Raw genomic sequence first — 26,450 nt, forward strand, 5'->3', positions numbered from 1 at the left:
CATATAAAAGAAACTACTGTTCAGCAATAGACCTCTTGCATAACCGCATCTTTTGCCTGATCGTTGCAAGTGCTTTTGCGGTATTCATTTACTCTTATATAAGCCCTGCTTCTCTCGTGAAAGAATTGAGTGTCTTGTTATAAATTCCTATTATTGCTATTTTTTATTTTTTTAATACTGCATCTGGCGGTAAGGGAGCATTTTAAGTGGTGAACAAAAATCGGGAAAATATAAAAGATATTCTTAATGAGCCCCTTGCAATTATTGGCATGAATTGTCAATTTCCTGGAATGGATTCAGATGTAGAAGACATTGATTCATTTTATAAAATGTTGCTCAATGGGCAATCACCTGTCAAAGAAGTTCCTAAAAACCGTTGGAATGTTGACGAATATTATGATCCTGATCGTGACAAAGCCGATAAAATAATTGGTCGTAAGGGAGGTTTTCTTAATAATCCCCAATTGTTTGATGCTTCTTTTTTTAAGATTGCGACTGTTGAAGCGAAACAAATGGATCCTCAGCATCGACTTTTTTTAGAGGTGGCAATTCGCGCTTTGAATCACGCTAATCTCACGCTGGGCTCGCTTAGTAATTCAAATACAGGTGTTTTTTACGGCACTTCAGCCCAGGATTACAGTCAACTGAATTATAAAGACAATATTGAATTTAATGCGTACACTCAAATCGGAGCAGCAAGCAGTGCTGCAGCAGGAAGACTCTCTCATTTCCTCAACCTAAAAGGGCCAAGTTTGGCTGTGGATACAGCCTGTTCTTCTTCTTTATCCGCGCTTTGCCTTGCTGCAAACTCATTAAGAATAGGGCAGTGTTCCCTGGCAATTGTTGGAGGGGTTCACCTGAACCTTTGTCCTGAAAATTTTATTGGCTTAACTAAAGCCAACATGTTATCAGCCCATGATCAATGCAGTAGTTTTGATATAAAAGCGGATGGTTTTGTACGTAGTGAAGGCTGTGGTGTAGTGATTGTAAAACGTTTAAGCGATGCGATTAAAGACAATAATACTATTTTTGCAGTAGTAAAAAGTGTTGTCATGAATCAAGATGGTGAAGATGGCACAGTATTAGTTGCACCAAATATCAAGGCTCAAATTGCACTTCATCAAGAGACATTAGCACAAGCAAATGTAACCGCAAGTGATATCGATTATCTGGAAGCTCATGGAACAGGTACTATTGTTGGTGACTCAGTTGAATTTAATGCTATTCAGCATGTGCATCAAGGCCTGCATTCTAAAGAGAAGCCTCTAATTATCGGGGCATTAAAAAGTAACATAGGCCATGGTATCGCTTCCTCAGGGATTGCTTCACTGATTAAAGTGATATGTGCTTTATGGTATGAAAAAATTCCTCCAAACCTGCATTATTCAAAACCAAATCAAGCAATTGATCCACAGAAGATACCTGCATTTTTTCCAACACAAGAAATAGAATTTAAAAAGTTTAAAAATAAAAAACGGTATGTACAAGTATCTAACTTTGGTTTTAGCGGTACTAATGTCAGCGCTATTATTGAGGAGGCAGATAATACAGTAAGGTCAGAAAGCATAGATGATGACCAACCCAAGTGTTTTGTTGTTTCAGCAAATAGCGAGTATTCACTGAAGCATATGATAACAAGTTATGTCTCCTATCTTAAAAATACTTCGACTTGCTTAAGGGATATTTGTTATACGCTGATTGATTGTCGTGACCATTTCAAATATCGCTGCGCCATCATTGCTAGTGATAAAAATACGTTAATCAAAAAAATTGAGTCTCAGGAATATGAGCTGCACAAAGTAATCCTCAAAAAAGAAGTGAGGGAAATAACTCCCGATACCCAAAATATATGTGAAATTTATCTCGCTGGATTTAATATTAAAATAGCCCCAAATGCCCTTCCATATTATAAGGTAGATTTGCCTCTGTATCATTTTGATAGAAAATCGTATTGGCATGAGTCAAGGGTAAAAAATTTAACCGCTGCATTGCAACAACAATCCCGGGAGCAACAAGTTGAAATCATCAAAAATCAACTGGCTGCAAAAATACAAACGCTTCTAAAAAGAGAACGTATTGATGAATATGAAGATTTCGGTTCTCTGGGATTGACTCAAGAACTACTCGCTGAACTTGATCAAAGCATTTATGAAACGTTTTCCTGTACAATATCAACCCCAGCTTTTTTAACTCTGGATAAGCTTGCACGACATTTACAACAGATCCTGTTGCCAGCTCCTGTTGTCCGCCAACCCACCGTCAACGTTCTCGATAATGAACCTATTGCTATTATAGGAATGAGTTGTCGTTTTCCCAAAGCAACAAATATTGATGAATTTTTATCCCTTTTAGAACGAGGGGAAAGCGGTATGGTCGATATTCCCTTAGATCGTTGGGATAATGAAAAATTTTATGATCCCGATGTTAATGCTTTAGGGCGACTTTACATCAAACAACTTGGACTTATAGAGCACATCAGAAATTTTGATGCTGAGTTCTTTAATATTAGTCCACGCGAAGCCAAGCTGATGTCACCACAGTTACGTGTGTTTTTAGAAACAAGCTACCATGCTTTAGAGAATGCGAATCTCCCTCTGACTAACATAAAAGACAGTAAAACCGGTGTGTTTGTCGGTGTTGGCACGAACGAGTATCCACGACTTTTAGCAGGGTTAGGGGTGGGGTTGGATGATCTAAATATTTATTTCGCTACAGGAAATGTGTTGAATGCCATTCCCGGACGAGTGGCTTATGCCTTTGATTTTCATGGTCCGATACAGGCAATTGATACGGCGTGTTCCTCGTCCATGACTGCAATTCATGATGCATGTGTGAGTTTACAGTCAGGTGATTGTGATATGGCATTGGCAGGTGGGGTCAATATTTTACTTGCTCCTGATTCAAATATTACCCTTTCAAAAGCAAGAATGTTATCTCCTGAAAGTCGCTGCAAGACATTTAGTGAAGATGCTGACGGTTATGCACGCAGTGAAGGATGTGGTGTTATTGTTTTAAAACGTTTAAGTACTGCTCTCAAGGATAAGGACACGATTCTTGCAGTCATTAAAGGGACTTCAATTAATAGTGATGGTAAGAGCGGGGGCTTTACGGTTCCTAATGGGATTGCGCAAGAGGAAGTAATACGCAGCGCACTTGCGAAAGCAAATCTTTCCCCTGCTGATGTGGATTATATCGAAGCGCATGGCACAGGCACACCACTTGCTGATCCTATTGAAGTGAATGCACTCACTAAAATTTTTAGTGAAGCCCACAGTCAAGAAAATCCACTTTACATCAGCTCAGTTAAAACGAATATAGGCCATTCAGAAAGTGCTTCGGGTGTGGCAGGAGTGATTAAAACAGTTTTAAGTTTACATACACACCAATTCTTTAAACACCTTAATTTTAAAAAATTAAACCCTCAAATTGAGCTAAAAAATACAGTTATTCCATTAAGTACTATGGATTGGCATAAACAAAAAGGGTTAAGGTGTGCGGGTGTCAGTTCGTTTGGATTTAGTGGCGCCAATGCGCATGCAGTTCTTCAAGAAGTGCCGCTACGAGAGGTTGAACCTCGTACTTTACCCCAAGAGTCCTTGTTATTGATTTCAGCTAAAAGCAAAACCGCTATTGAGTTACTTTTAGCAAGTTATCAAAAATTCTTGGCAAACACTGATGAAGAGTTTGCTGATATCTGCTATACCGCAGCAACATGCCGCAATCATTTCTTATTTCGAGTAGCAATTAAAGCAAAAACCGCTAAGGAAGCTGCATCCCTTATTGAACATAATGAATATAAGATTTATCAAATTAAAAAAGAAAAAAGTACCCCTTTATTTTTGCACCAATCAATGGCATTGGAGCAATTACAGACTGCATATCAAGATGGGGTCAAAATTGATTGGTTTAATTATTATAATACTCTTGCGGTAGGATTAAAGTCTGAACATACGCCAGACAAGAAAAATGAGGAAGCGACTTTTGGTGATAATTTCTTTATAAAAGTTAAATTGCCTTTATACGAATTTGATCGTGAAGAACATTGGTTCGAAACAAAAGATAAGTTAAAAGAGATAGCCATGCCTAAGGATTGGTGCTTTCAATTACAATGGCAGCATCAACCTTGTATTAAAAATCAGCGTAAAATCCAAGACAATCATTGGTTACTTCTGGGGGCGAAACATCTCGCATCCAGGTTCCAAGCACAGGGGTTATCTGTAGTTTCTGAAGAGGATAATTATCCCTTAGAGAAACTCAATGGGGTTTTATTTGCAATGGGTTTGGATTTTCCTGTAGCTAACGATATTGAATCCAATGTTACTTTTCAAAAAAATACCTTAAAAAGGTTATTAGCTTTGATCAAGGAACTCAATCAGAAATCCATTAAATTACAACTCATTGTTCTTACAACAAATGCAATCACTGAACTTGCTGCAGGCAAACTTAATTTGAGTAATAGCCCTTTGATTGGATTTTGTCGTACTTTGGTATTAGAACTGCCTCAATTCCATACAGTACTTATTGATTCAGAAAAAACGGATGATGAACATTATATCGCCCAGGTTATTGATGAACTAAATTATAATGATGATCCGTATTACGAACATATTGTTGCCTATAGGGATAAGAAGCGGTTCATTGCGCGTTTGAAAAAAAACAAATTAGTAGACCGACGGCGTTCGCTTTATGGTGAGGGCCGTTATCTTGTTACCGGTGGTTGTGGTGGTTTAGGCTTGGTAACCGCGCAAGCGTTACTTTCCTCCGGAGCAAGAGAAGTTATTCTTACTTCAAGAAATGTAAATAAACCTGCAATAGAAGAAGCAATAAAAAAATTAAAATACAATTATACAGGAAGGACAATTCGTGCGATCAGTTTGGATGTTACCGATAAAGAGAAACTTCAAGCTTTGCTTGTGGACCTCAATAGTGACGGTTTACTCAAGGGAATTATTCATGCTGCTGGCGCCGCAGTTAAAGCAGCACTAATTGAACATACCGATAATGATATTGACCATTTGTTTTCTGCTAAAGTGCTGGGCGGATGGTATTTACATGAGCTGAGTCAAAATATTGATTTGGATTTTTTTGTCGTTTACTCCTCGATTTCATCTGTATTTGGCAGCAATAAAGAGTCAGTGTACAGTGGTACAAATAGCTTTTTGGATGCGTTAATTGCTGAACGACAACGTTTGGGTATGGTGGGTACAGCGATTGATTGGGGGCCTTGGGGCGAAGTGGGCATGGCGAAAAAACGCTCACAAGATCAAGGTCTAAAACAGTCCTTAATTAGTAATGAACAAGGTCATGCATTTATTAAAATCCTTATCAATGAGCAGTTAAGCCATGCGGCCATTATTTCACCAGATTACCTCAAGTTTATGCTTGATTTTGTCCCCAAACCTTTGCCTGCTTTTCATCAGTTTTTGGCGAATATTCTTATTGGTGTAGGTCAGGTATCTGATCAAAATTTATCAGCATGGCTTAATGATTACCTTGAGGTGAATGTAGAAAATCGATTACAAGCGTGTATCGATCTGGTAACCAGCATTTGTAAAGAAATTCTTGAGATATCAGATGCTGAAGATTTGGATGAAAATGAAGGATTTTTTGAACTTGGTTTTGACTCATTGATGATTACAGAGTTGGCTACCAAACTAAAGGAAAACTTAGCGCCCACACTAAAAGTAACTGCCACCATTGGTTTTGATTATCCATCGATTAATAAACTTGCCCAATATATAGAATCTGAACTGGATAAGCATTTAATTAAAAAGCAAGCTCCTAAACCTACAGTAGAAAAAATAGATGATTCAATTGCTATTATTGGTATGAGCTGTAATTTTCCTAATGCCCCGGATATCGCTGCTTTTGAGGCATTGCTTGAAGAGGGGCGAAGTGGTATGAGAGAGATTCCCATGGAGCGTTGGGATAATAAAAAATATTATGATCCCAATATGGATGCCCCTGGAAAATCATATGTCAAGAAGCTGGGATTAATTGAAAATATCAAAGGTTTTGATGCCGTTTTTTTTGGAATTAGTCCTCGTGAAGCGAAATTGATGGAGCCGCAACAACGAATGTTTTTAGCGTGTTCGTATCATGCTTTAGAACATGCAAATTACACCCCTGAGTCGTTACGTGGTAGTTTAACCGGCGTGTTTGCTGGGGTAGGTCCTAATGAATATTATGCGCAACTCGAAAAATCGGGTTTTTCTAATGAAGAATTAAGTGTTTATTCTATTACAGGTAATGTCTCCAATCTTATTCCAGGTCGAGTTGCCTATATCTTTGATTTTAAAGGGCCATCTATAAGTGTAGATACGGCATGTTCTTCATCAATGGTAGCGATTCATTACGCATGCCAAAGCTTAAAAAACAGGGAAGTCGATTATGCGTTAGCAGGCGGTGTCAACGTTTTATTAATGCCAGAGTCCAATGTTACTTTATGTAAAGCGAAAGCATTATCTCCGGATGGCGAGTGTAAAACTTTTGATGAACATGCCGACGGTTATGCTCGCGCAGAAGGGTGTGGCGTGCTTTTCTTAAAAAGACTAACAGATGCATTGCGTGATAAAGATACCATTTTAGCCGTCATTAAAGCATCAGCGGTTAATAATGATGGGAAATCTGCAGGATTAACTGTTCCTAATGGGATAAGCCAGGAAGAAGTGATGAAGAAAGCGTTAAGTCAAACTGACTTAACAAACAGTGATATTAGTTATATTGAGACTCATGGAACAGGAACTCCTTTGGGCGATCCCATTGAAGTTCATGCAATCAATAAAGTTTATGGAAATGGGCGTGGTCATGATAATCCATTATATCTTGGCGCTGTCAAAACCAATATTGGCCATCTTGAAAGTGCTGCAGGTGTTGCAAGTATTATTAAAGCCGTCATCAGTTTGCAAAAGAAAAAAATTTACCCGCTTTTAAATTTTAAAAAATTAAATCCACATATACATTTGGGTGAAACGCGCCTTGCGTTGCAAAAAATGGATTGGAATACTCATACCAAGCTAAAATGTGTAGGTGTAAATGCATTTGGTTTTAGCGGTACTAATGCACATGTCATTTTACAAGAATTTTCTGCCGCCTCCTTAACATCTGACAGTCTTAATGCTGTCGAGAACTACTCGCATGCTATGTCCCGCGATTTATCCGCGGGACATAGCAATCTTGCGCTGTCTATGGATGCCGCAGATAAATTTCGGGATGCAGGCAGAGAAGCACGGTTAAAAGTTCGTATACCACATCTACTTGTTTTCTCAGCCAAGTCCCAAAATTCCCTGGATAAGTTAACTGAAAATTATCAACAGTATTTGGCAACAACGACGAATGATTTTGGTGATATCTGTTTTACTGCTGCTACCTGTCGAGAACACCATACTTATCGTGTAGCTTTAGTGGCTCAAACTGCGAATGAGGCGAGTCAATTATTAGAAACAGCCCGATTCAATGAGGCACTTCATTTTGATGATCCAGCGCTTAAATCAGTATTCAATCTTTATCTACAAGGCAAGGAAGTGGACTGGGTTTCTTATTATAAAGCCGCGGGGAATGGTTATGCTAAAGTCAATCTACCCTACTATCCATTTGATCTTGTTGAGTTTTGGGTTGAAAAGAAAGCACCTCAAAATGCCTCTTTAGATGTTATTCATCCTCTTTTAGGGCAAATGTTTTCTCTCCCTGGAAATGAATATTTATTTTGCAATAAGCTCGATTTAGACCATTTTCCCTATATCCAACAAAATTATATTTTTGATAAAGTTGTATTACCAGTAACGGCTTATATCGAAGCAGGCTTGGCAGCAGCCAAATTAGTTTTAAAGCGTAATGCTTTTTGTATTGAAAAATTTCATATTGAGCGCCCTTTATATCCTAAATCCGAACAAGAATTTCAGGTGCAAGTGAAACCCCAAAATGAGAACCAATTCAAAATAAACATCTTTGCGAAACAAGAAGACAATTGGCAATTATTTTCAGAAATGGAAATGGGTTTAGTAGCACCATCAATACCTGAATCTGTTGATCTTAATACCTTAAAATCTTCTTTTGTTCGCCATATTAAGTCATTACAAATTTATGAATACTTTAAATCGCATTCTTTTTTTTATGATGAAAAGCTTCAGGTATTACAAGAGAGTTATATCGATAATGAGAACATGCTTTCAAAATTAGTATTACCAAAAACTGCTGATGGACAAAATTATTACTACCATCCTCTTTTACTGGATGGGGCTATGCAAAGTATTTGGTTGTTTGTTATGAATCATGTTCCGCATTCAACTTATGTACCGTATGCCTTTGCGCGTATGATTACTTTTCAAGAAGCTCCTCGAAATGCTTGGGTACATCTTGTGCAACGAGCCTCTGATAATGAAAATGAACTTTGTTTTGATATAAAATTTTATGATAACTCTGGGTTGCAGATTGGTGAAATAGAAAAGCTTAAATTACGAAAAGTAACTCGAGCCCATTTCATTTCTTACGAACCTAACCTTCAACATCTTTATCATATTCGATGGAATACACTTAAGTTTAATTTATCTGCACAAACAGAAATTCCCGAACTATTAGTGATTGCTTCAGATCCTGTATATGCCAAAAAAGTACTTGTAGATCTGAATTATCAATTCATAGACAATCTCAATGAGATTAAAAACATTGAAAATAAGAATATTGTTTTTTTATATCATCAAGACCAATTCAATGCATTATTTCATTGTTGCCAGAAACTATTTAAGTTACGGCCCAATAGTTTTATTTTGGTGACAGAAAATGCTTATGCAATTCATGATAAGGATAAAGTTAATCCTTACCATACAATGGCGAGTTCGTTTTGGAAAAGCTTTAGCAATGAGCTTGAGCTCAGTAAAAATTACATTGTTGATTTGGATGCCAAGAGTAACTTGTCTACTATTTTAAGCATTTTGTACTCTACGAGTAATTCTGAAAATCAATTTGCAGTTAGAGATTCAATTTATATTCCAAGACTGAAGAAAATGCAGTTGCCAACTAACCTTACTCAGGATGAAATGTCATTTAAAAGTGATGCGAGTTATTTGATCACAGGTGGGACTGGTGGGTTGGCACGATTGTTAATGGAATACCTCATGCAACGAGGGGCTCAACATATTATTATTACGAGTAGATCTGAATGCCCAAACCCTATCAAGGAATTGATGAATCGAGCACGAAAGAAAAATATATTTATTCATCATTATCAAGCAGATGCCAGTAATTATCAGCAAATGGCAACAATTATTGCTGAGATTGAGCAAGGCTCATACCCATTGCAAGGGGTATTTCATCTTGCAGGAAGGGTACAAGATGGTCTCTTAATCAATTTAAGTGATGAAGAGATGCAGCCTGTATTAAGCGCAAAAATGGATAGTGCACTGATCTTGCATCAATTAACCCAAGAAATTCCTTTGGATTTTTTTGTGTTATTTTCATCATCAGCTTCGTTATTAGGGGCAAGAGGACAAGCAAATTATGTGGCAGCCAATGGATTTTTGGATGGATTAGCTTATTTAAGGCAACAACAAGGATTACCCGCCATAGCTATTAATTGGGGGCCTTTTAATGCCATAGGTATGACCGCTAATTTATCTCAGGCAATACAACAGCGTGGATTTACTTCACTGGAGAAATCCAGTATCGATATTCTTGATGTTTTATTAAAAAGTCAGTTGGCGCAAATTGCAGTATGTCCTATTAATTGGGAAATTTATTTCAAATTTTTGCCTAAACAAGCGTGGTTGGCTGACCTGGTTAAGAATAATCCAGTCGACCAACATTTTTTAAATGCTCTGCGTCAGCATACCCAAGAAGAATCTATGGCTTTACTAGGGCAAGCTTTGCGTGAAATTGTTGCAGATGTTTTAGCTTTGGATACTATTGAGCAAATCAAGATTGATGATGGTCTATTTTCATTAGGATTGGATTCATTAATGGCCATCGAAATTAGAAATCGAATCCATGATAAATTGCAATGCCCTACGCTTAATTTGTCTATAGAGTATTTTATTAATAAACCAACGATACGCAAAATTGCAAAAAGCATTGTTGATGAGTTACAAGATTTCTTTAATTTTAATTACAAAACAGAGCATCCGTTTATTGAAACTCCACCACAGGAAGAAGTTCCTTTATGTGATTTTCAATACGTATTTTGGGTGCTTAATAAACGAGATTATCCTTATAATATAGGTACTCAATTACAGATCCAGGGTAAGCTCAATAAAGAATATGTTGCTCAAGCATTTGATTTTGTAGTTAAGCGAAATAGTGCATTTTGGTTGAGTTTTAACAAGGAAGAACCTATCCAGGTTTTGAAAAGGCAAGGTCAGTTTGCATTAATTTATAAAGACGTTTCTTTAGAGAATGAACCTAAAGAACTAAGTCAGGAATTTCAAAAGAATATGCTGCGTGCAATTCCTTTATGTGAGCAACCTTTGATTCGTGTTTATCTCTATAAGATAAATAGTGATTTGCATGAATTACATATAGTAATCCCTCATATTATCGTCGATGGTCCTTCATGTGATCTGGTATTAAGTCAATTCAAAACATGTTATGACCTGCTGGCTCAGGGAGAGGGGATAAGCATTGATCCAGAAAGAGATTCTTTTCTTAATTATGTCAAAAAGAATAACTCCCTTTATGAAAAAAACTTAAAAGAGAAAATTGATTTTTGGCGAGATTATAATAAAGCATTTAAAATGCTGTACTTGGGGCCCCAGTATTTCATGTCTACTGCCAGCCAGAAAAAATACTTATTCCACTATCCAATTGATTCTCGTCGAGCAGAACAATTTATTGAGTGGCATAAAACAAAGAATATGAACGTAAGCACAGGATTAATTGCAGTTTGCCATATTGCATTTTATAAATTGAGTCGTCAAAAGAATGTACCCTTTATCCAAATTCATAGCGGGAGGGAAGGGAGTCAGTATAATTCAATTGTGGGTTTGTTCTCTGAATATAAAAAAATAAATAGTGCTTTAAGGGAAGAGTATCGTTTTATTGATTTCATTAAAGCGATTGATGAGCAACAATTGAAAGCTGCCCCTTATCAAAAATGTTCCCATGTAATTAAAAATAATGAGTTTCAAGGAGCAGGATTAGCCATGGCTCATTATTTACGCTACAAATGGAATAAATTTTGGTTAGCCAAACAATTTAAAAAAAGTAAGCTCGACTCGAAGCTTATTGATATTTATCTTAAATATTTAAGTTGGGCAGAAGTCATTGATTATTCGACAGCAATTAAATTGAAATGGAACAAGTTATTTAAGACAAATATTCCTTTGCAGAAGACGGAGCGATTAAGAGTATTGATTAACATCACGCCTTCTTTTTTTGGGAAGCCCATCCAGGATTTTGATGTTTCGCCTTTAAAATATCAGTATGCGAATCATTTTAGTAGCGAGGATCGTCCTACAAATAGCCACGTCCTGTGGATTTTATTTTCAAAAAATCAAAAAGGGGAATATTTATTTTCCATTAATGGTCCATTGACCACACAGGCTAAAGATCTTATTGCTGCTGAATTTAATCAGATTATTGCTAAGTTGCTAGAAAATGATAAGTATACAATTGCTGATTTATGAGATGGAAAAAGGTAGCTTGGTGCAGCGAAGTAGGATCACTATATGATTCAGGCATATTTCCCGGGTTTTCTTTATAGCCCCAGGGTTCTTATTCTGGGGCTATAATTATTTTATATGATGGATCGAATAGGGATATGATTGATGAAAATGGAATCTAATAATCATGAACATCACCACCTAAAAAAAAATAAATCTGCAAATGAGCATCAATCATGCCATCATCATATGCATGAGTTAAATTCAACTGAAAATAAAAGGACAACGGGTATGTTTACCTGTCCTATGCATCCTGAAATTCGCCAACCAGGCCCAGGAGTTTGCCCTCTTTGCGGTATGGCACTCGAGCCAGAAACGGTATCTGTGGAGGGAGAAAATCCTGAATATAAAAACATGAACTATCGTTTTTGGCTTGCATTGGTGTTTAGCTTCCCTGTATTTGTATTAGAAATGAGTGGGCATATCTTTTCTGATGTTATTCCGGAAAATCTATCAGCATGGATTCAATTTATATTCGCAACTCCTGTGGTTTTTGGGTGTGGGTTACCCTTTTTTGAGCGAGCACTACAATCACTTAAAACACGCCAGTTAACTATGTTTACTTTAATTGCTTTAGGCATTGGCGTTGCCTGGATTTACAGTACCATTGTTTTGATTTTTCCGGGAATATTTCCCATTGCACTCCATAATAAAAGATTAATTAATGTTTATTTTGAAGCAGCGGCAGTAATAACAACGCTTGTTTTACTTGGACAAGTATTGGAGTTAAAGGCTCGAGAGCAAACTGGAAGCGCGATCCGAGCTTTATTGAGTTTAGCACCAGAAAGTGCTCATCGAATTGATCCTGATGGTAATGAGGAAGAAATAACACTCGACCACGTTCAGGTTGGAGATAAACTAAGGGTTCGACCTGGTGAAAAAATTCCTGTAGATGGAAAAGTAGTTGAAGGACATAGTAACGTCGATGAGTCTATGGTTACTGGGGAGCCAATACCCGTCAGTAAAGAAGTGGGATCTAAGGTGATTGGCGCTACAATAAATCAGAATGGCAGTTTTGTAATGAAGGCAGAACACATTGGTAGTGATACTATGCTTGCACGTATTGTACAAATGGTTAGTGAAGCACAACGCAGTAAAGCTCCCATTCAAAGATTAGCCGACACGGTTTCTAGTTGGTTTGTGCCAGGAGTCATTCTAGTTGCACTAGTCGCTTTTTTTATTTGGTTTTTCATAGGTCCTCAGCCAACATTGAGTTATGGTTTGCTTGCAGCGGTTTCTGTATTAATTATTGCTTGTCCTTGTGCATTAGGCTTAGCAACACCCATGTCCATTATGGTGGGAGTGGGTAAAGGGGCTCAAAATGGAATCTTAGTGAAGAATGCTCTGCCTCTTGAGCAGATGGAAAAGATTAATGTGCTCGTTGTGGATAAAACTGGGACATTAACGTTAGGACAACCTAAGTTAACACAAATGATCACCAACAACAAAGAATTTGAAGCGGATGAACTATTGGCTTTAGCAGCAGCTCTCGAGCTTTATAGTGAGCATCCTCTAGCTCATGCCATCATTAGTGCAGCCCAAGAAAAACAATTATCTTTTGCAGCCGTAACTCATTTTGAAGCCCTACCAGGAAAAGGGATTCGTGGTTGGGTGAATGATTTGCAAGTTGCCCTTGGAAATCTTAGTTTGATGCAAGAATATCGTATAGAGGATGATGCACTCACTCATCAAGCGGATGCGCTACGTTCCCAAGGTGCTTCGGTAATTTTTCTTGCTGTAGAAAACCATGTCGTTGCTCTTTTAGCAGTAGAAGATCCGATTAAACCAAGTACACCTGAGGCGATACGCGCTTTACAAAAAAATAATATTGAGCTTTTTATGCTTACAGGAGATAGTCAGGCAACTGCTGAATCAGTAGCCAAGAGTTTAGGAATTAAAAATGTTGTTGCGGAGATTATGCCCGAAGACAAGCGTCGAATCGTGCATGAATTAAAAGAAAAAGGTTTCATTGTGGCAATGGCCGGCGACGGGGTGAATGATGCTCCAGCTTTAGTGGTTGCCGACATTGGTATTGCCATGGGAACAGGTACTGACGTTGCGATTGAAAGTGCTGGTATCACCTTATTGCATGGTGATTTAAATGGCATCGTAAAAGCGCATCATCTGTCACAAGCTACTATGGCAAACATACGCCAGAATCTATTTTTTGCTTTTATTTATAATGGATTAGGCATCCCTTTGGCGGCTGGAGTGCTTTACCCATTGACAGGGTTGCTTTTAAATCCTGTCGTTGCAGCAATAGCAATGGCTTTAAGTTCTGTTTCAGTGATTATTAACGCATTGAGATTACGTAGGCTGGTGCTCTAATTCATTAGTCATATTACGTTTACAATTTTTACGACAAGGAACAAAGTATGGAAACATTTATAGTTTTTATTTTGTCAAATTTCACTTTGACGCTGTTTATTTTGAGCGCTATTTTTGCTGGTATTTCTATATCGTTGCAAAAAAATCCTATGAGCAAAGCCAAATACATCGATATTCTATTTGCATATTTCTTACTTTTTAATATAGGAATCAGTTTTATTTACAATTTTATTGTACATGTTTTTTTTGGTGATATGGCTGCTGCTTTTATTGGTTGGAGCCAAAGTCCCTTTCAACTGGAAGTGGGCTTTGCCAGTCTTGGATTTGGTGTGGTTGGTATTTTTAGCTTTTGGGCAGGTTTAGGCTTTCGGGCAGCAACGATGATTGCTCCCTCCATGTTTTTATGGGGGGCGGCTGGCGGTCATATGTACCAAATGATAGTTGCCAATAATTTTGCGCCCGGCAATGCAGGATTTATTTTTTGGAGTGATATTTTTCTACCTTTAATTGGCCTTATCTTATTGTATTTGCAATACAGAAATCCGGATAGTCCTCGTTAAAAGATGTGATTTGAAATTTTACAAGTTCGATTTTTGAGCCTATATTGAACAGATAAATTTAAATATAAGGAGGTGGTGTCATGGAATACAAATGTCATAAATGTGGCATGGCGGTAAAAAATATAACCTGCAGCAAATGCAATAGTTTATTAGTAGGGGATACTATAAAAACGGATGATGGCAAGATACAAGTTGCAAAGTGTCCTAATGGTTGCGGTCAAATCAAGTCACCCACATGCTGCGGCCACGATATGGTCGCTACAGTTTGATTCATTGCTGAATTGTTAAAATGAAGACAAAAATAGCTCAACAAAAAGGAGTTATGATTATCTAAGAGATACTTCTTCAATCGACGTTCCGAGCCGCGGCTTGTTCGCGAGATCCAAAGATGTCTGGAGATCGAGGACAAGCAGAGGGACGTAGTGGTGAAGATATAATCCTTAAACCAATGGCAGTGCTCCTTAGTTTGATCAAGGTGTTGCACATATTAAAAAAAATTTTTTAGTTGAAATTTTGCAGGTTGCTCAGGGGCTGGATGAGAAGGGGCAATCGTTCTTTTCTTTAAGGAAGACTCGCATAAAGGTGGATTTGTAGGTTAAGGATAAATCCGTATTTCATACAATACTCCGCAGCGTATTCATGGTTACGTTGGTTTCTTTTCAGATCCAGAAGTCCAGGCTCCCAAAAGCTAACCACTTCATTGATTTCGGAACGCTCAGCCATAGTGAGATCACGACCTTCATCTCGAATGACTTGAACACGCTGTGGCTCTTTTTGATAAATATTCATTGGGCTGATGAAGATTTTTTTGTTCCTTTTTTTTGCCCATTCATGTGCCCATAGGGGAATATCACTGTAAGGTGCATATTGATTATCTTCAGGGGCTGAGATCACAAATTTCAAACAATCAGCGCGCTCCAGCATTTTGGGGTTGGGTTTTAAGTAACGAATTACTTTACCTTCTTTTTCCAGGCATTTAGGGCTTACGACCAAAGTAGTGCTTTTAGGGAGATCAGATAATACACAAATACCATTTGATTCAATTTGTGTTGATTGGAAATAGGGTTGAGCAATATCTAAAAATGCAGATAAATTTTGTTGTAATGAAGGTTCACCACCGGTAATTACTAACACCATTTTTTTGGTAAGACCTTGTGCCCAAGAGGGGGGAGGTAAGTTACGGTTTTTGAAAAAATCTTCGATAACCTGGTCGGCCTCTTCCAGTAAAGAAGTGAAATTTCTCCATTCACCAGAATCAAAATAGGTATCACAAAATGAGCAAGCTAGATTGCATTTAGCCAGACGAATGAAGTAAGCAGGATGTCCACGAAACGGTCCTTCTCCTTGTAATGTAAAAAAACGACTAGTTACTAATAGTTCATCATGTTTTGCTGCATTAAAGAAGGTTTTTCCTACTCTATCATTGAGTCCAAACATTTATTATGCATGTTTTTGTGTAAAAATATTACATATGATATCATTTTTATGTTTTAGTAGAAAGACTGCATTTCACGCCATCAAGCTTATTTTTTACTGTTTATTATGTACTGTAATATGTCGTACATGCATTAAACTTGAAATTTCTTTTAATTGTTTACAAAGTTCTGGAAGTGATTCTTTTGGGCCAGAAAGATCAATAAGATTAATTGCAATTGGTCCTCGAGATTTATTTTCCATCTGTTCTACATTATATTTCAATTTTGAAATTTTCTGAGTTATTTTACCTATTACTCCAGGTGTGTTTTGGTTAATAGTGAGCATACGGTGACAATTGGGTATTTGCGCTGTTGACAGTGATATATTTGGAAAATTAACTGAATATTCTATGCCGCCATGTTCTAGATAATTACAAATATTTCGAATAATCATTTCTGAAGCACTTTGCTCTGCCTCTTGAGTACTTGCTCCCAAATGAGGGAAGCAGAGGACATTAGGATGATTTGCGAGGTTAATTGTTGGAAAGTCAGTAATATAACCCATTAATTGATTATTATTTAATTGTTGTAGAATAGCGGGTTCGCTCACTACTTGTTCTCGGGAAAAATTCAGTAAAAGTGTATTAGGTTTCAACAGCACAATATTTTGTTCATTAATTAAATGCTTGGTCTCTACATTTAACGGAATATGCAGAGTAATAATATCCGCATGCGTTAATAAGAGATTCATATCAGTGACTTTTTCAACTCCTGGCATAAGCGCCAGAGCATTATTTAAAGTCATGTTTGTATCAAATCCTAATACTTTCATGCCCAAAGCGAATGCTGCATTAGCGACTTTTACCCCTACGTTACCTAAACCAATAACACCTAAAATTTTACCTGAAATTTCATGGCCAATGAATTTCTTCTTTTTAGTTTCAATTTCCTGATGAAATAACTGGTTATTTTCTTTGGTTAAATTAGTAATAAATGTTCGAGTTTGATCTAAATGTCTATAGCCCATTATCATCGCTGCCATCACCAATTCTTTTATGGCATTTGTATTTGCTCCAGGAGCATAAAACACTGGGATGCCTTTTTTAGTCAGTTCTTCAACAGGGATATTATCAGTACCTGTTCCTGCTCGGGCTACTGCCTTTAAGTTCTTTGAAAACGGATGATTATGCAATTTGTGTGAGTGTACCAAAATAACATCGGGATCTATGGGATTGAGGCCTAATTGATAAAGATCAGGATGGAACAAGCTCAAGCCTTGAGGGGATATATTATCAAGAACTTGAATTGTGAACATGTTTATCCTCCTTAATGAGAACCATAGAATTCTCAATCTCTTTTAATCCGCGTTCATAATAAGCATAGTACTGGGGGGGTAATTGTTTCAACTCATCAACGGTTAGGCTTAAAGGGATTATTGGGTAAAAGCTGGTATTGGTGATATAGAACTGAGAATGATTTTTTACCCAGTCTTTGGGATTTAAGCCAGCAAAACCAATAAATCGAGTTACTGTATTTTGAGCCTCCCAATCACTCACTCCATCACCGACAAGTAAAGAATGCTCACCTGGCTCTAGTATCGAAGAGATTTCTACTGTTTTTCCATTACCTTGAGTCATATTACTTTGTTCATCAAAACCTTGATAATGTCCACATTCATTGAAATATACGTCTACGGCAAGTACATGACTTGCAGGGATTCGCAAAGTTTGTGCAAATATGGCTACCGATGTCTTAATTCCAGCTGAAATGATATACACCTTCTTATTTAAGAGGTGAAGTAACTGGATAAGCTCAAATGCTCCTTGAGCAACATGCTGTTTATATTGTTTTGCCAATTCATTAATTTGCTTTAGTGTAGGTTGAACATAATCCAGGCGTTGGCGATAATCATGGGGAGTCATGCCGGTTTTCCCCATACACCGTGCTGTAATATGATGCACCTTTTCTGCAACCCCATTCATCGTGGCCAACACATTAATTCCTTCAATAAGCGAAAGTGTGCCATCACAGTCAAAGAAAAAAGCGTTGATTGGCTCTTTTAAGACCCATGGATAAGTGTTTGGCATAAATGATTAAATCCTTATTTTACAATTTTTTCAAGTACTTAGGGTAAGTTTATATAGGTGTACTATAATCTATTTATTAAGGAGATTCCAATAAAGGGTAATACTTGTCAAAGCCTAAGAAGAATAAAAATCCTGTAATCACAAAGGATATCGTGGCGGGTGTACTTTCTGGTTTTGTAATGGCGATTATTGCCATTGCGGTTAGTGCCTTGGTTTTTAAAGGGCGCTTGTCAACATATCTTTGCTTAGGAATTAGTTGTATCTTTATTGGTTCAATTGTTGTTAATTTGATATGTTCTTGTTTTAGCTCCATTTCTTTCAGCATCTCACGACCTGAGTCCGCTGCTGGAGCTATTTTGGCAATTGTATTCGCTAATATTGCTGCCCATCCTTTAACAGAGAAAGCTCTTTTTTCTACCCTGATTGCTACACTCATGCTGGTATCTTTAATGGTGGGGTGCACCATGTTTTTTTTAGGTTACCTAAGACTTGGACAATCCGTACGATTCCTGCCATATCCTGTTTTAGGTGGGGTTATAGTAGGGAGTTCTTGGATTATCGCTCGTTCAAGTTTTCATCTTATTAGCCAGGATTTTAGTATAGAAAGTACCTTGCAAACGCAGACGATAATTCAATTGAGCCTCGCATTTGTCCTGGCATTCTTATTACTTTTTTATAAACGGTTTTGGATGTTACCTTTATCAGTAGTCGTACTTTCGATCTTGATTCATATTTTCCTTTATCTCCATCATGTGTCTACTGCAGAAGCGATAAAATCAGGTTGGTTGTTTTCAACATTTACATCGAATTTTATTTTTAACGAGCTTGAATTTTCCATGCTCGGACAAATTGATTGGAATGTTATTGCTCACCAATTTGGCTATATATTGGGTTTAATTGGTCTTATTATAGTTTTATTACTTCTTAATATTAGTGGTATAGAAACGGCAGAAAAGTTAAATACTGATGTAGAGCACGAGCTAAAGATAGCAGGGGTAGCTAATATTGTAGGAGGACTATTTTTTGCATTCCCCTGTAATTTATCACTTAGCGGCACACTATTTAACCGAAATGTGGGCGCAATAAGTCACATTTCAGGTATTATTGCGAGTGGTGTTTGTCTGGCTATTCTTTTTTTCAATACCATTATTATTTCATATTTGCCAATTCCTGTAATAGTTGGTTTATTATTTTCCATTGCTTTCAAGTTAATGTATGATTGGTTATATAGTGGATGGTATGAACTACCACACACTGATTATTTAATTCTTATCTCTATTGTATTCATTATTTCTATTTTCGGGTTTTTACCGGGTATTTTTATTGGCTTGGTTATTACTTGCATCAGTTTTGTAATTCGTTATGCAAAAATTGATGCCATTAAGTATTCTATTACAGAGGACTATTATCACAGCAATGTAATTAGACCTTTTTATGAGCAAAAATGGCTCATGGAAAACGGTGATAAAATACTGATATTTAAATTGCAAGGCTACCTCTTTTTTGGTAGTACTAAGTTATTGTTGGATCGTATAAATCATTTAATTGAAGAAAAAAAGCAGAGATTTCAATTTTTAATTTTTGATTTTCAATTGGTTAACGGCCTTGATTCATCTGCTAATTTCAATTTTATTCGCTTACAACAACTTATTGGTAGTATCCCTTTGGAATTGATTTTTACTCATTGTTCTCGGTTTTTGATCGATCAATTTTACAGACAAAGAGTATTAAATAAACATTCTAAGATTCGTTTGTTTCCCGATATTGATCAAGGACTCGAATGGTGTGAACAGGAACTGCTGAAGCAACTCCCCCATGAACTTAAACCAACTGGCAAATCGAATATTGTAAATACATTAAACCAGTTGATTCCTAATGAACACGACCAGCAATTTTTTGCTCAGTACCTGGAAAAATTTGAAATAAAGATTGGGGAATATCTTTTTAAACAAGGTGAGTCAAGTGACTCTATTTGTTTTATTGAATCTGGAGAGGTGTCTATTTTTTTGAAATCAAATGATAGGGAAATTCGCCTGGCTAAAAGTGGTGCGGGTACAATTATTGGTGAAATAGGATTTTATTTAGGTACACCACGTACAGCATCGGTACGAGCAGAGAAAGAGTGTTTTATTTATAAACTAGCGCAAGATGCTCTTATAGATTTTGAAAAATTATATCCTGAGGTGGCACTTGGTTTTCATAAAAAAATTAGTGCCACATTAGCACAACGATTAACGCAGGCTAATTACTTAATTCAAATATTAAGTATGGAAGATTAAGGCGTATTGACCATTCATCCCCATCGCAAATACCTGACGCCTACTATGGATGAAATAAGTCGCTCATTAATGGTCGGATATACGTATGCAAATACTTCTCTTTTCACTAGTTCATTACTTGCTAAAACGGATAAGTTCATATATGTAGGCGGTGGGGGTGAATGGTCAACGCGCCTTAAATGTTACCCAGATTTATCTGCTTAAGTCTATAATTGGAATAATCAGGGTAATGAAAGGAATACCTATGAATACCTTTACTACTGACATGGAACATCCTGTATCTATTCCAGGTAAAAATGTTTCTCTTAATGGCCTCTTAAGAATACCTGAAAACGCAAAAGGGATTATTCTTTTTGTACATGGCAGTGGTAGTAGTCGATTTAGCAGTCGTAATCAATATGTGGCAAGTATTCTTAATCAAGGAAGATATGCAACCTTGCTTTTTGATTTACTTACTTCACAAGAGGATGTTATTGATGAGGTGACACGTGAATTTCGGTTTGATATTCATTTATTAGCCTCACGACTAATTACTGTGGCGCATTGGTGCATTAACGAATTGGCTGCTTATCATTTTTCTATTGGTTTGTTTGGTGCCAGTACTGGTGGTGGTGCTGCTCTTGAAGCAGCTGCTCAAGAACCTAAATTATTTAAGGCAATTGTATCTCGAGGCGGCAGACCCGACTTAGCTGGAAATTATTTACCTAAAGTCAAAGCACCTACGTTACTTATTGTTGGCGGTAATGATGAGGTAGTCATAGGCCTAAATCAACAAGCGATGTCTCAAATGAACTGCATCACTCGATTGGAGATAGTTCCTGGGGCAACCCATTTGTTCGAAGAACCTGGAACCTTGCAGGAAGTAGCGCTCTTGGCGCAAAAATGGTTTGACCAGCATATTACCACTTAATGTAAGTTCAACTAAGGTTTGATACTCTAGGGAGGCTTTATGAGTCAGGATGCATTGCAAAAATTAATTGATGAACTCAATCATTCAGCAATCTCACTTGAGGAGCAAGGTGAAGATTATGATGCTGTAATAAAGCAAATCGGAGCTGCCCGCTTGGTCATGATTGGAGAGGCTTCCCATGGGACTCATGAATTTTATCAGGCTCGCATTAAAATATCTCAACGCCTTATTAAAGAACATGGATTTATGGCTATAGCGATAGAAGGGGATTGGCCTGATGTTTATCGAGTTCATCGCTATTTGCAAGGGGATGGAAATGCAAATCAGAGTGAGTCTTCTCTTGCTGCATTTGAACGTTTTCCAACTTGGATGTGGCGTAATACAACTTTGCCTCCATTTCTCGAATGGTTACGTAGGCACAATGACGATTTACCTCCAGCACAAAAAGTTGGATTTTATGGGTTGGATTTATACAGTTTAAATGCATCAATGCAAGCGGTTATTGATTTTTTAAATAAAGTTGATCCTCAGGCTGCACAACGGGCAAAACAACGTTACGCTTGTTTTGATCATATGCATCAAGATCCGCAAATGTATGGTTATTTGATTAAAACCGGAGTTAAAAAAGCATGTATTAATGAGGCAATCACGCAGCTTATTGATTTACAACATCATGCATTTGATTATTTGCAACGGAATGGGATAGCAGCGGAAGATGAATATTTTTTTGCAACTCAAAATGCCCGGCTAGTAAAAAATGCAGAAAATTATTATCGTTCCATGCTTGAAGGCAGGGTTTCAACATGGAATATTCGTGATCGCCATATGGCCGAAACGCTGAATGTGTTAGCTGATCATTTAGAAACACGTTTTAATAAACCCGCCAAAATAATTATTTGGGCTCATAATTCACACGTAGGTGATGCTCGGGCAACTGAAATGGGGGAGCGGGATGAATTTAATCTTGGCCAATTGGTGCGAGAACAATATGATACTCATTCTTATTCTCTTGGTTTTTCAACCTATGAAGGAACAGTAAGGGCAGCATCAGATTGGGGCAGTGCTGGGCAAAAAAAACAGGTAATGCCTGGATTGCCCGGGAGTTATGAAGATCTTTTTCATCATGTCAAATATGAAAATTTTTTCTTAAGCTTATTAAAAGAAGAAAAATTGGAGCATTATCTAAAAATCCCGCGCTTACAAAGGGCTATTGGTGTAATTTACCGCCCAGAAACCGAACGTTATAGCCATTATTTTTTTACACAACTACCCTATCAGTTTGATGGTTTAATCCATTTTGATAGGACAAGTGCAGTGCAGCCCTTAAACAAATAATTATTTAATTTTCAGCGCAATTAAATCTTTTTCATTTAGAGTCTCTTTTTGCAGTAACAACTGTGCTCCTGCCTCCAAAGATTTAATATGTTTTTTAATGAGGGTTACGGCATCATCAAATGCTGATTGGATGATTTTACGAACTGCGGTATCAATTTCACATGCAGTTTTTTCGCTAAACTCTTGTTCATTATGTCCCATAGATACGTCAAGGAAAGAAGAATGTTCTTTTTGATAGGTTACTGGTCCAAGATTCTTGTCCATGCCATAACGCATGACCATGCTTCGTGCAATATCAGTTGCTTTAGCAAGGTCATCTGCTGCTCCAGTTGAAAAACGGGCGAAAACAATAAATTCTGCTGCCCTGCCACCCAGAAGTACTTTCATTTTATTTTTTAACTCTTCTTCGGTCATGAGATAACGATCTTCGGTGGGCCGTTGAATGGTATAACCTAAGCTTCCAATTCCTCGTGGAATAATTGACACTTTATGGGCTTGATCGACATTGGGTAATGAAAGAGCAACTAAAGTATGCCCCATCTCATGATAGGCAACTATTTTACGTTCGTTGGGATTAAGTAATCGATTCTTTTTCTCCAAACCTGCAACTATACGTTCTATCGCGTTCGTAAAATCATCCATGCCTACAGAATCAGCATTATGGCGTGTTGCTAGCAGAGCTGCTTCATTGACAAGGTTTGCTAAATCAGCGCCAGAAAAACCTGGAGTTAATGCAGCAATTTTTTCGGGATCAACATCTGGTGCTTGTTTTATTTTTTTTAGATGTACAAGTAATATTTCAATTCTACCCATTTTATCAGGCCGGTCAACCAATACATGGCGATCAAAACGGCCAGCACGTAATAATGCAGGATCAAGGATTTCTGGACGGTTTGTTGCGGCAAGAAGTATGAGTCCTTCGCTAGGATCAAAACCATCCATTTCTGAAAGTAATTGATTTAAAGTTTGCTCCTTTTCATCATGCCCCCCACTAATAGGATAAGCACCACGTGCCCTGCCCAAGGCATCAAGTTCATCGATAAAAATAATTGCCGGGGCTGTTTCCCGGGCATGAATAAATAGATCTCGAACTCGTGCAGCACCTACGCCTACAAACATTTCTACAAATTCTGAACCATTAATAGAAAAAAAAGGCACTCCAGCTTCGCCAGCAACGGCGCGTGCCAGTAAGGTTTTTCCTGTTCCAGGAGGACCTACCAAGAGGACTCCTTTAGGTATATGAGCTCCTATTCGTGTATAATGTTGGGGATTTTTGAGGAATTCAACTACCTCCATTAGTTCGGTTTTTGCTTCATCTACCCCTGCAACATCTTGAAAAGAAACATGAGTTTTTTTTTCCATATACACTTTAGCTTTACTTTTACCTACATCTAAAACTCCACCGGCAGTTGAGCTCATGCGTTTGATTAAAAAGCTCCATAGAATAAAGAAAAGCAGAGCAGGAATAACCCAGGATAAGACTAGGGTTAACCATTTATTTTCGGCCTCCCCATTGAATGTCACTTTTGCTGTCTCTAAATTAGTGATAAGGGAAGGATCATTGATGCGTACTGTGGTAATTTGATGCTCTTTGCTTCTTGATTGCTCAATTTCCTTTATTTTTTCCTTGGGGAGTAGCCCATCTAGCCCCTCTGTGTTCACATTTGCAGTAATGTAGTTTTCGCTCAGTAAGACATTATTCAACTTATCTGCCTTTAAAAGCTTAATAAAATCACTGTAGGGAATATCAACCGGATTTGGTGCGGAAAAAAAATTTTGGATGAGGAAAATGAGCCAAAAAATCATCAGAACATACCATAGTGAAAACTGCCATTCCTTATTTTCCACCACCTTCTCCTGATTTTAAGACATCCAATATTTCCTAATTCTATAATTTAGTATATACAGCACATGATGAATTATCATGCAATTGATAAATAAACCTGGTATTTTTATGCAGCGATGTGATGAATGGTCAATACGCCTTAGTAGTAATACAAAATTAGAAGAAACTTTATGATACTAAAACAAATTTTTCTTGTTCTCTTTTTTATTATTCTAATATTCATTATTGCGTATTTCTTGCAACGCCATTTTATTTATTTTCCTGATGAAGAAAAACCTTATCCCAAAGATTTTCAAGCACAAGATATGGAAGTGGTTCAAATACATGAAGCTGGCGGACTTATTCTGAATTCTTGGTATAAGTCACCTACGAATAATAACCCGACGATTTTGTATTTGCATGGAAATGGGGGGCATATTGGCTATCGTATGAGTTTGGTACGTCAATTTCTTTCTGAAGGATTCGGAGTACTATTACTTGAATACCGGGGGTATGGAGGAAATCCTGGCAGCCCTACAGAAACAGGATTTTACCAGGACGGTCGCGCAGCAATTCAATTTTTATACCAACAGGGTATTCAAGGGAATAATATTATACTTTATGGTGAGTCTTTGGGTACTGGAGTAGCAACTCAATTGGCGACAGAGGTTCCTATTTGTGCTTTAGTATTACAATCTCCATATACTTCACTTAATGCTTTAGCCCGCTATCATTATTTTTGGTTACCCATTCCTTTAATCGATAAGTATGATTCTTTATCACGTATTAAAAAGATTCATGCTCCAACATTAATGTTGCATGGCCAACTAGATAAGGTTGTCCCTTATAGCCAGGGTTTAACTCTTTTCAAATCTGCTAATCAACCAAAGAAATGGGTGGCTTTTCCAGATAAAGGGCACCAGGATTTGTGGGATGCTCATTTTGCTCACGTAGTGATTCATTTTATTCATTCATATTGCCATCATTAGAATCAGGATGCATATACCTTGCCTAATAAAAATTTATTTATTTTTGCAGACTTGCAGTAAAAAAAAAATTAACATAGAATGGGTGATGTTTCTCGTGTGGTTTAATTCATGGCCTATTTTAAGAGCATTATAGTTACTTTGACGCTATTATTATTTCAAGGATTTATTTTTGCTCAAACCGAGACTCAAATGTGTGATGCGACACTCAATCACCCTTGTATTGTTCAAGACAGCGAGCTTTCATCTTCTCCATTAAAATGGTTCCGCGATGTATCGATGATTGCTGATATTTATCAAGGTAATAACTATGGTATTAATGAATTATCTATTTCAGGAAGTGAAGAGCCAAGTGAAAAAGGATGGAGAGAAATTGCGGACTACATTACAAAAGACAGGCGAATAGAGGGTAAATCGGTTCTGGTGTTAGACTTACGTCAGGAAAGCCATGGATATTTGAATGGCCGTGCAATCACTTTGGTGAGTGAATATGATTGGATCAATCGGGGAAAAAGTAATGAGCAAAGTCTTATTGCACAAGAAAATTGGCTTAACTCATTAAAAATAGAGAAAAAAGCCAGGGACGTTTTGTCCTCGCAACAGTTTGCGGCAAAGGAATATTCAAGCGGAAAAAACATACCAGTTAAAAAAATTAAAAATGAAAAGGAATTAGTTTCTCGGTTGGGTTTTGAATATCATAGATTATATGTAACGGATCATATGGGGCCAAATGATTCCGAGGTAGATGCCTTTTTGACAATAATAAATAATGCCCCTAAAGACGCTTGGTTTCATATACATTGTCGAGGAGGCAAAGGGCGTACCACTACCTTTTTAGTCATGTACGATATGTTAAAAAATGCGAATAAAGTAAGTTTTGATGAAATTATTGCACGCCATGCATCAATTCCACCTTATTATAATTTATTTGATGTGAATCGAGCCGATCCCTACTTAACGCCTTATTATGAACAGAGAATTCTTTTTCTTTCTCGTTTCTATCAGTTTGCACAACAATTTTTGAAAGGGAATCCAGAGAGTTGGAGTCAATGGAAAGCAAAGAGGACAATCTAA

13 protein-coding genes are annotated in these 26,450 nt (G+C 37.3%); 9 read left to right on the forward strand and 4 right to left on the reverse strand.

The annotated features are described in order from the left end of the window. The first annotated feature begins 206 nt into the window (after nt 1–206). The 4 genes from EKG34_RS03560 to EKG34_RS03575 all read left to right on the forward strand — a co-directional run bounded on the left by EKG34_RS03560 (nt 207) and on the right by EKG34_RS03575 (nt 14,808). Nucleotides 207–11,615, forward strand: a complete 11,409-nt coding sequence (locus EKG34_RS03560) for an SDR family NAD(P)-dependent oxidoreductase (protein ID WP_012978870.1) — start codon at nt 207–209, stop codon at nt 11,613–11,615. Nucleotides 11,616–11,762: 147 nt separating this feature from the next. Continuing rightward, nucleotides 11,763–13,979: a copper-transporting P-type ATPase gene (locus EKG34_RS03565; protein WP_012978871.1), complete on the forward strand. Its 2,217-nt coding sequence runs from the start codon at nt 11,763–11,765 to the stop codon at nt 13,977–13,979. Between the two features lie 47 nt (nt 13,980–14,026). Next, a complete protein-coding gene (locus EKG34_RS03570) occupies nt 14,027–14,539 on the forward strand; it encodes a DUF6790 family protein (protein WP_003632660.1) in 513 nt (170 codons plus the stop codon). Nucleotides 14,540–14,619: 80 nt separating this feature from the next. Beyond that, nucleotides 14,620–14,808 carry a hypothetical protein gene (locus tag EKG34_RS03575; RefSeq protein ID WP_003632659.1) on the forward strand — a complete coding sequence of 63 codons (189 nt, stop codon included), beginning with the start codon at nt 14,620–14,622 and terminating at the stop codon, nt 14,806–14,808. Between the two features lie 292 nt (nt 14,809–15,100). On the opposite strand, the gene EKG34_RS03580 is transcribed toward EKG34_RS03575, so the two are convergent. The 3 genes from EKG34_RS03580 to EKG34_RS03590 all read right to left on the reverse strand — a co-directional run bounded on the left by EKG34_RS03580 (nt 15,101) and on the right by EKG34_RS03590 (nt 18,041). Continuing rightward, nucleotides 15,101–15,976 carry a 7-carboxy-7-deazaguanine synthase QueE gene (locus EKG34_RS03580; RefSeq protein WP_003632658.1) on the reverse strand — a complete coding sequence of 292 codons (876 nt, stop codon included), beginning with the start codon at nt 15,974–15,976 and terminating at the stop codon, nt 15,101–15,103. Nucleotides 15,977–16,069: 93 nt separating this feature from the next. Continuing rightward, a complete protein-coding gene (locus tag EKG34_RS03585; protein WP_003632657.1) occupies nt 16,070–17,269 on the reverse strand; it encodes a 3-phosphoglycerate dehydrogenase family protein in 1,200 nt (399 codons plus the stop codon). After that, complete coding sequence (locus EKG34_RS03590; RefSeq protein ID WP_012978872.1) at nt 17,247–18,041, reverse strand: HAD-IB family phosphatase; 795 nt, start codon at nt 18,039–18,041, stop codon at nt 17,247–17,249. Before EKG34_RS03590 ends, EKG34_RS03585 begins: the two co-directional genes overlap by 23 nt. A 179-nt stretch (nt 18,042–18,220) precedes the next feature. Here EKG34_RS03590 and EKG34_RS03595 point away from each other — a divergent pair, with 179 nt between their 5' ends. From EKG34_RS03595 to EKG34_RS03605, 3 genes are all read left to right on the forward strand, one after another. Then, the gene (locus tag EKG34_RS03595; protein ID WP_231852889.1) at nt 18,221–20,320 is read left to right on the forward strand and encodes a SulP family inorganic anion transporter; all 2,100 of its coding nucleotides are present in this window, start codon (nt 18,221–18,223) and stop codon (nt 20,318–20,320) included. A 244-nt stretch (nt 20,321–20,564) separates the two neighbouring features. Next, the gene (locus tag EKG34_RS03600; RefSeq protein ID WP_003632652.1) at nt 20,565–21,230 is read left to right on the forward strand and encodes a dienelactone hydrolase family protein; all 666 of its coding nucleotides are present in this window, start codon (nt 20,565–20,567) and stop codon (nt 21,228–21,230) included. A 39-nt stretch (nt 21,231–21,269) separates the two neighbouring features. Further along, nucleotides 21,270–22,565, forward strand: a complete 1,296-nt coding sequence (locus EKG34_RS03605) for an erythromycin esterase family protein (protein ID WP_003632651.1) — start codon at nt 21,270–21,272, stop codon at nt 22,563–22,565. Here the strand turns inward: EKG34_RS03605 and ftsH are convergent, their stop codons facing one another. Next, entirely contained in the window at nt 22,566–24,413 is a 1,848-nt protein-coding gene (ftsH, locus tag EKG34_RS03610) for an ATP-dependent zinc metalloprotease FtsH (RefSeq protein ID WP_035904506.1), read from the reverse strand. It lies immediately after the preceding gene. 168 nt (nt 24,414–24,581) lie between these two features. On the opposite strand from ftsH, the gene EKG34_RS03615 reads away from it, so the two are divergent. Together EKG34_RS03615 and EKG34_RS03620 are read left to right on the forward strand one after the other, a co-directional pair. Further along, nucleotides 24,582–25,379, forward strand: coding sequence for an alpha/beta hydrolase (locus EKG34_RS03615; protein WP_003632649.1), 798 nt, complete (start codon nt 24,582–24,584; stop codon nt 25,377–25,379). A 108-nt stretch (nt 25,380–25,487) separates the two neighbouring features. Next, nucleotides 25,488–26,450, forward strand: a complete 963-nt coding sequence (locus tag EKG34_RS03620; protein ID WP_003632648.1) for a phosphatase domain-containing protein — start codon at nt 25,488–25,490, stop codon at nt 26,448–26,450.

The sequence above is a fragment of the Legionella longbeachae genome (assembly GCF_004283175.1).
GTDB lineage: Bacteria > Pseudomonadota > Gammaproteobacteria > Legionellales > Legionellaceae > Legionella > Legionella longbeachae.

What these genes read in the sequence shown, in the direction of transcription:
- EKG34_RS03565 (WP_012978871.1), top strand. Translation starts at nt 11,763, where the DNA reads ATGGAATCTAATAATCATGAACATCACCACCTAAAAAAAAATAAATCT.
- EKG34_RS03570 (WP_003632660.1), top strand. Translation starts at nt 14,027, where the DNA reads ATGGAAACATTTATAGTTTTTATTTTGTCAAATTTCACTTTGACGCTG.
- EKG34_RS03600 (WP_003632652.1), top strand. Translation starts at nt 20,565, where the DNA reads ATGAATACCTTTACTACTGACATGGAACATCCTGTATCTATTCCAGGT.
- EKG34_RS03590 (WP_012978872.1), bottom strand. Translation starts at nt 18,041, where the DNA reads ATGCCAAACACTTATCCATGGGTCTTAAAAGAGCCAATCAACGCTTTT.
- EKG34_RS03580 (WP_003632658.1), bottom strand. Translation starts at nt 15,976, where the DNA reads ATGTTTGGACTCAATGATAGAGTAGGAAAAACCTTCTTTAATGCAGCA.
- EKG34_RS03620 (WP_003632648.1), top strand. Translation starts at nt 25,488, where the DNA reads ATGGCCTATTTTAAGAGCATTATAGTTACTTTGACGCTATTATTATTT.
- EKG34_RS03575 (WP_003632659.1), top strand. Translation starts at nt 14,620, where the DNA reads ATGGAATACAAATGTCATAAATGTGGCATGGCGGTAAAAAATATAACC.
- EKG34_RS03585 (WP_003632657.1), bottom strand. Translation starts at nt 17,269, where the DNA reads ATGTTCACAATTCAAGTTCTTGATAATATATCCCCTCAAGGCTTGAGC.
- EKG34_RS03615 (WP_003632649.1), top strand. Translation starts at nt 24,582, where the DNA reads ATGATACTAAAACAAATTTTTCTTGTTCTCTTTTTTATTATTCTAATA.
- EKG34_RS03595 (WP_231852889.1), top strand. Translation starts at nt 18,221, where the DNA reads ATGGCGATTATTGCCATTGCGGTTAGTGCCTTGGTTTTTAAAGGGCGC.
- EKG34_RS03605 (WP_003632651.1), top strand. Translation starts at nt 21,270, where the DNA reads ATGAGTCAGGATGCATTGCAAAAATTAATTGATGAACTCAATCATTCA.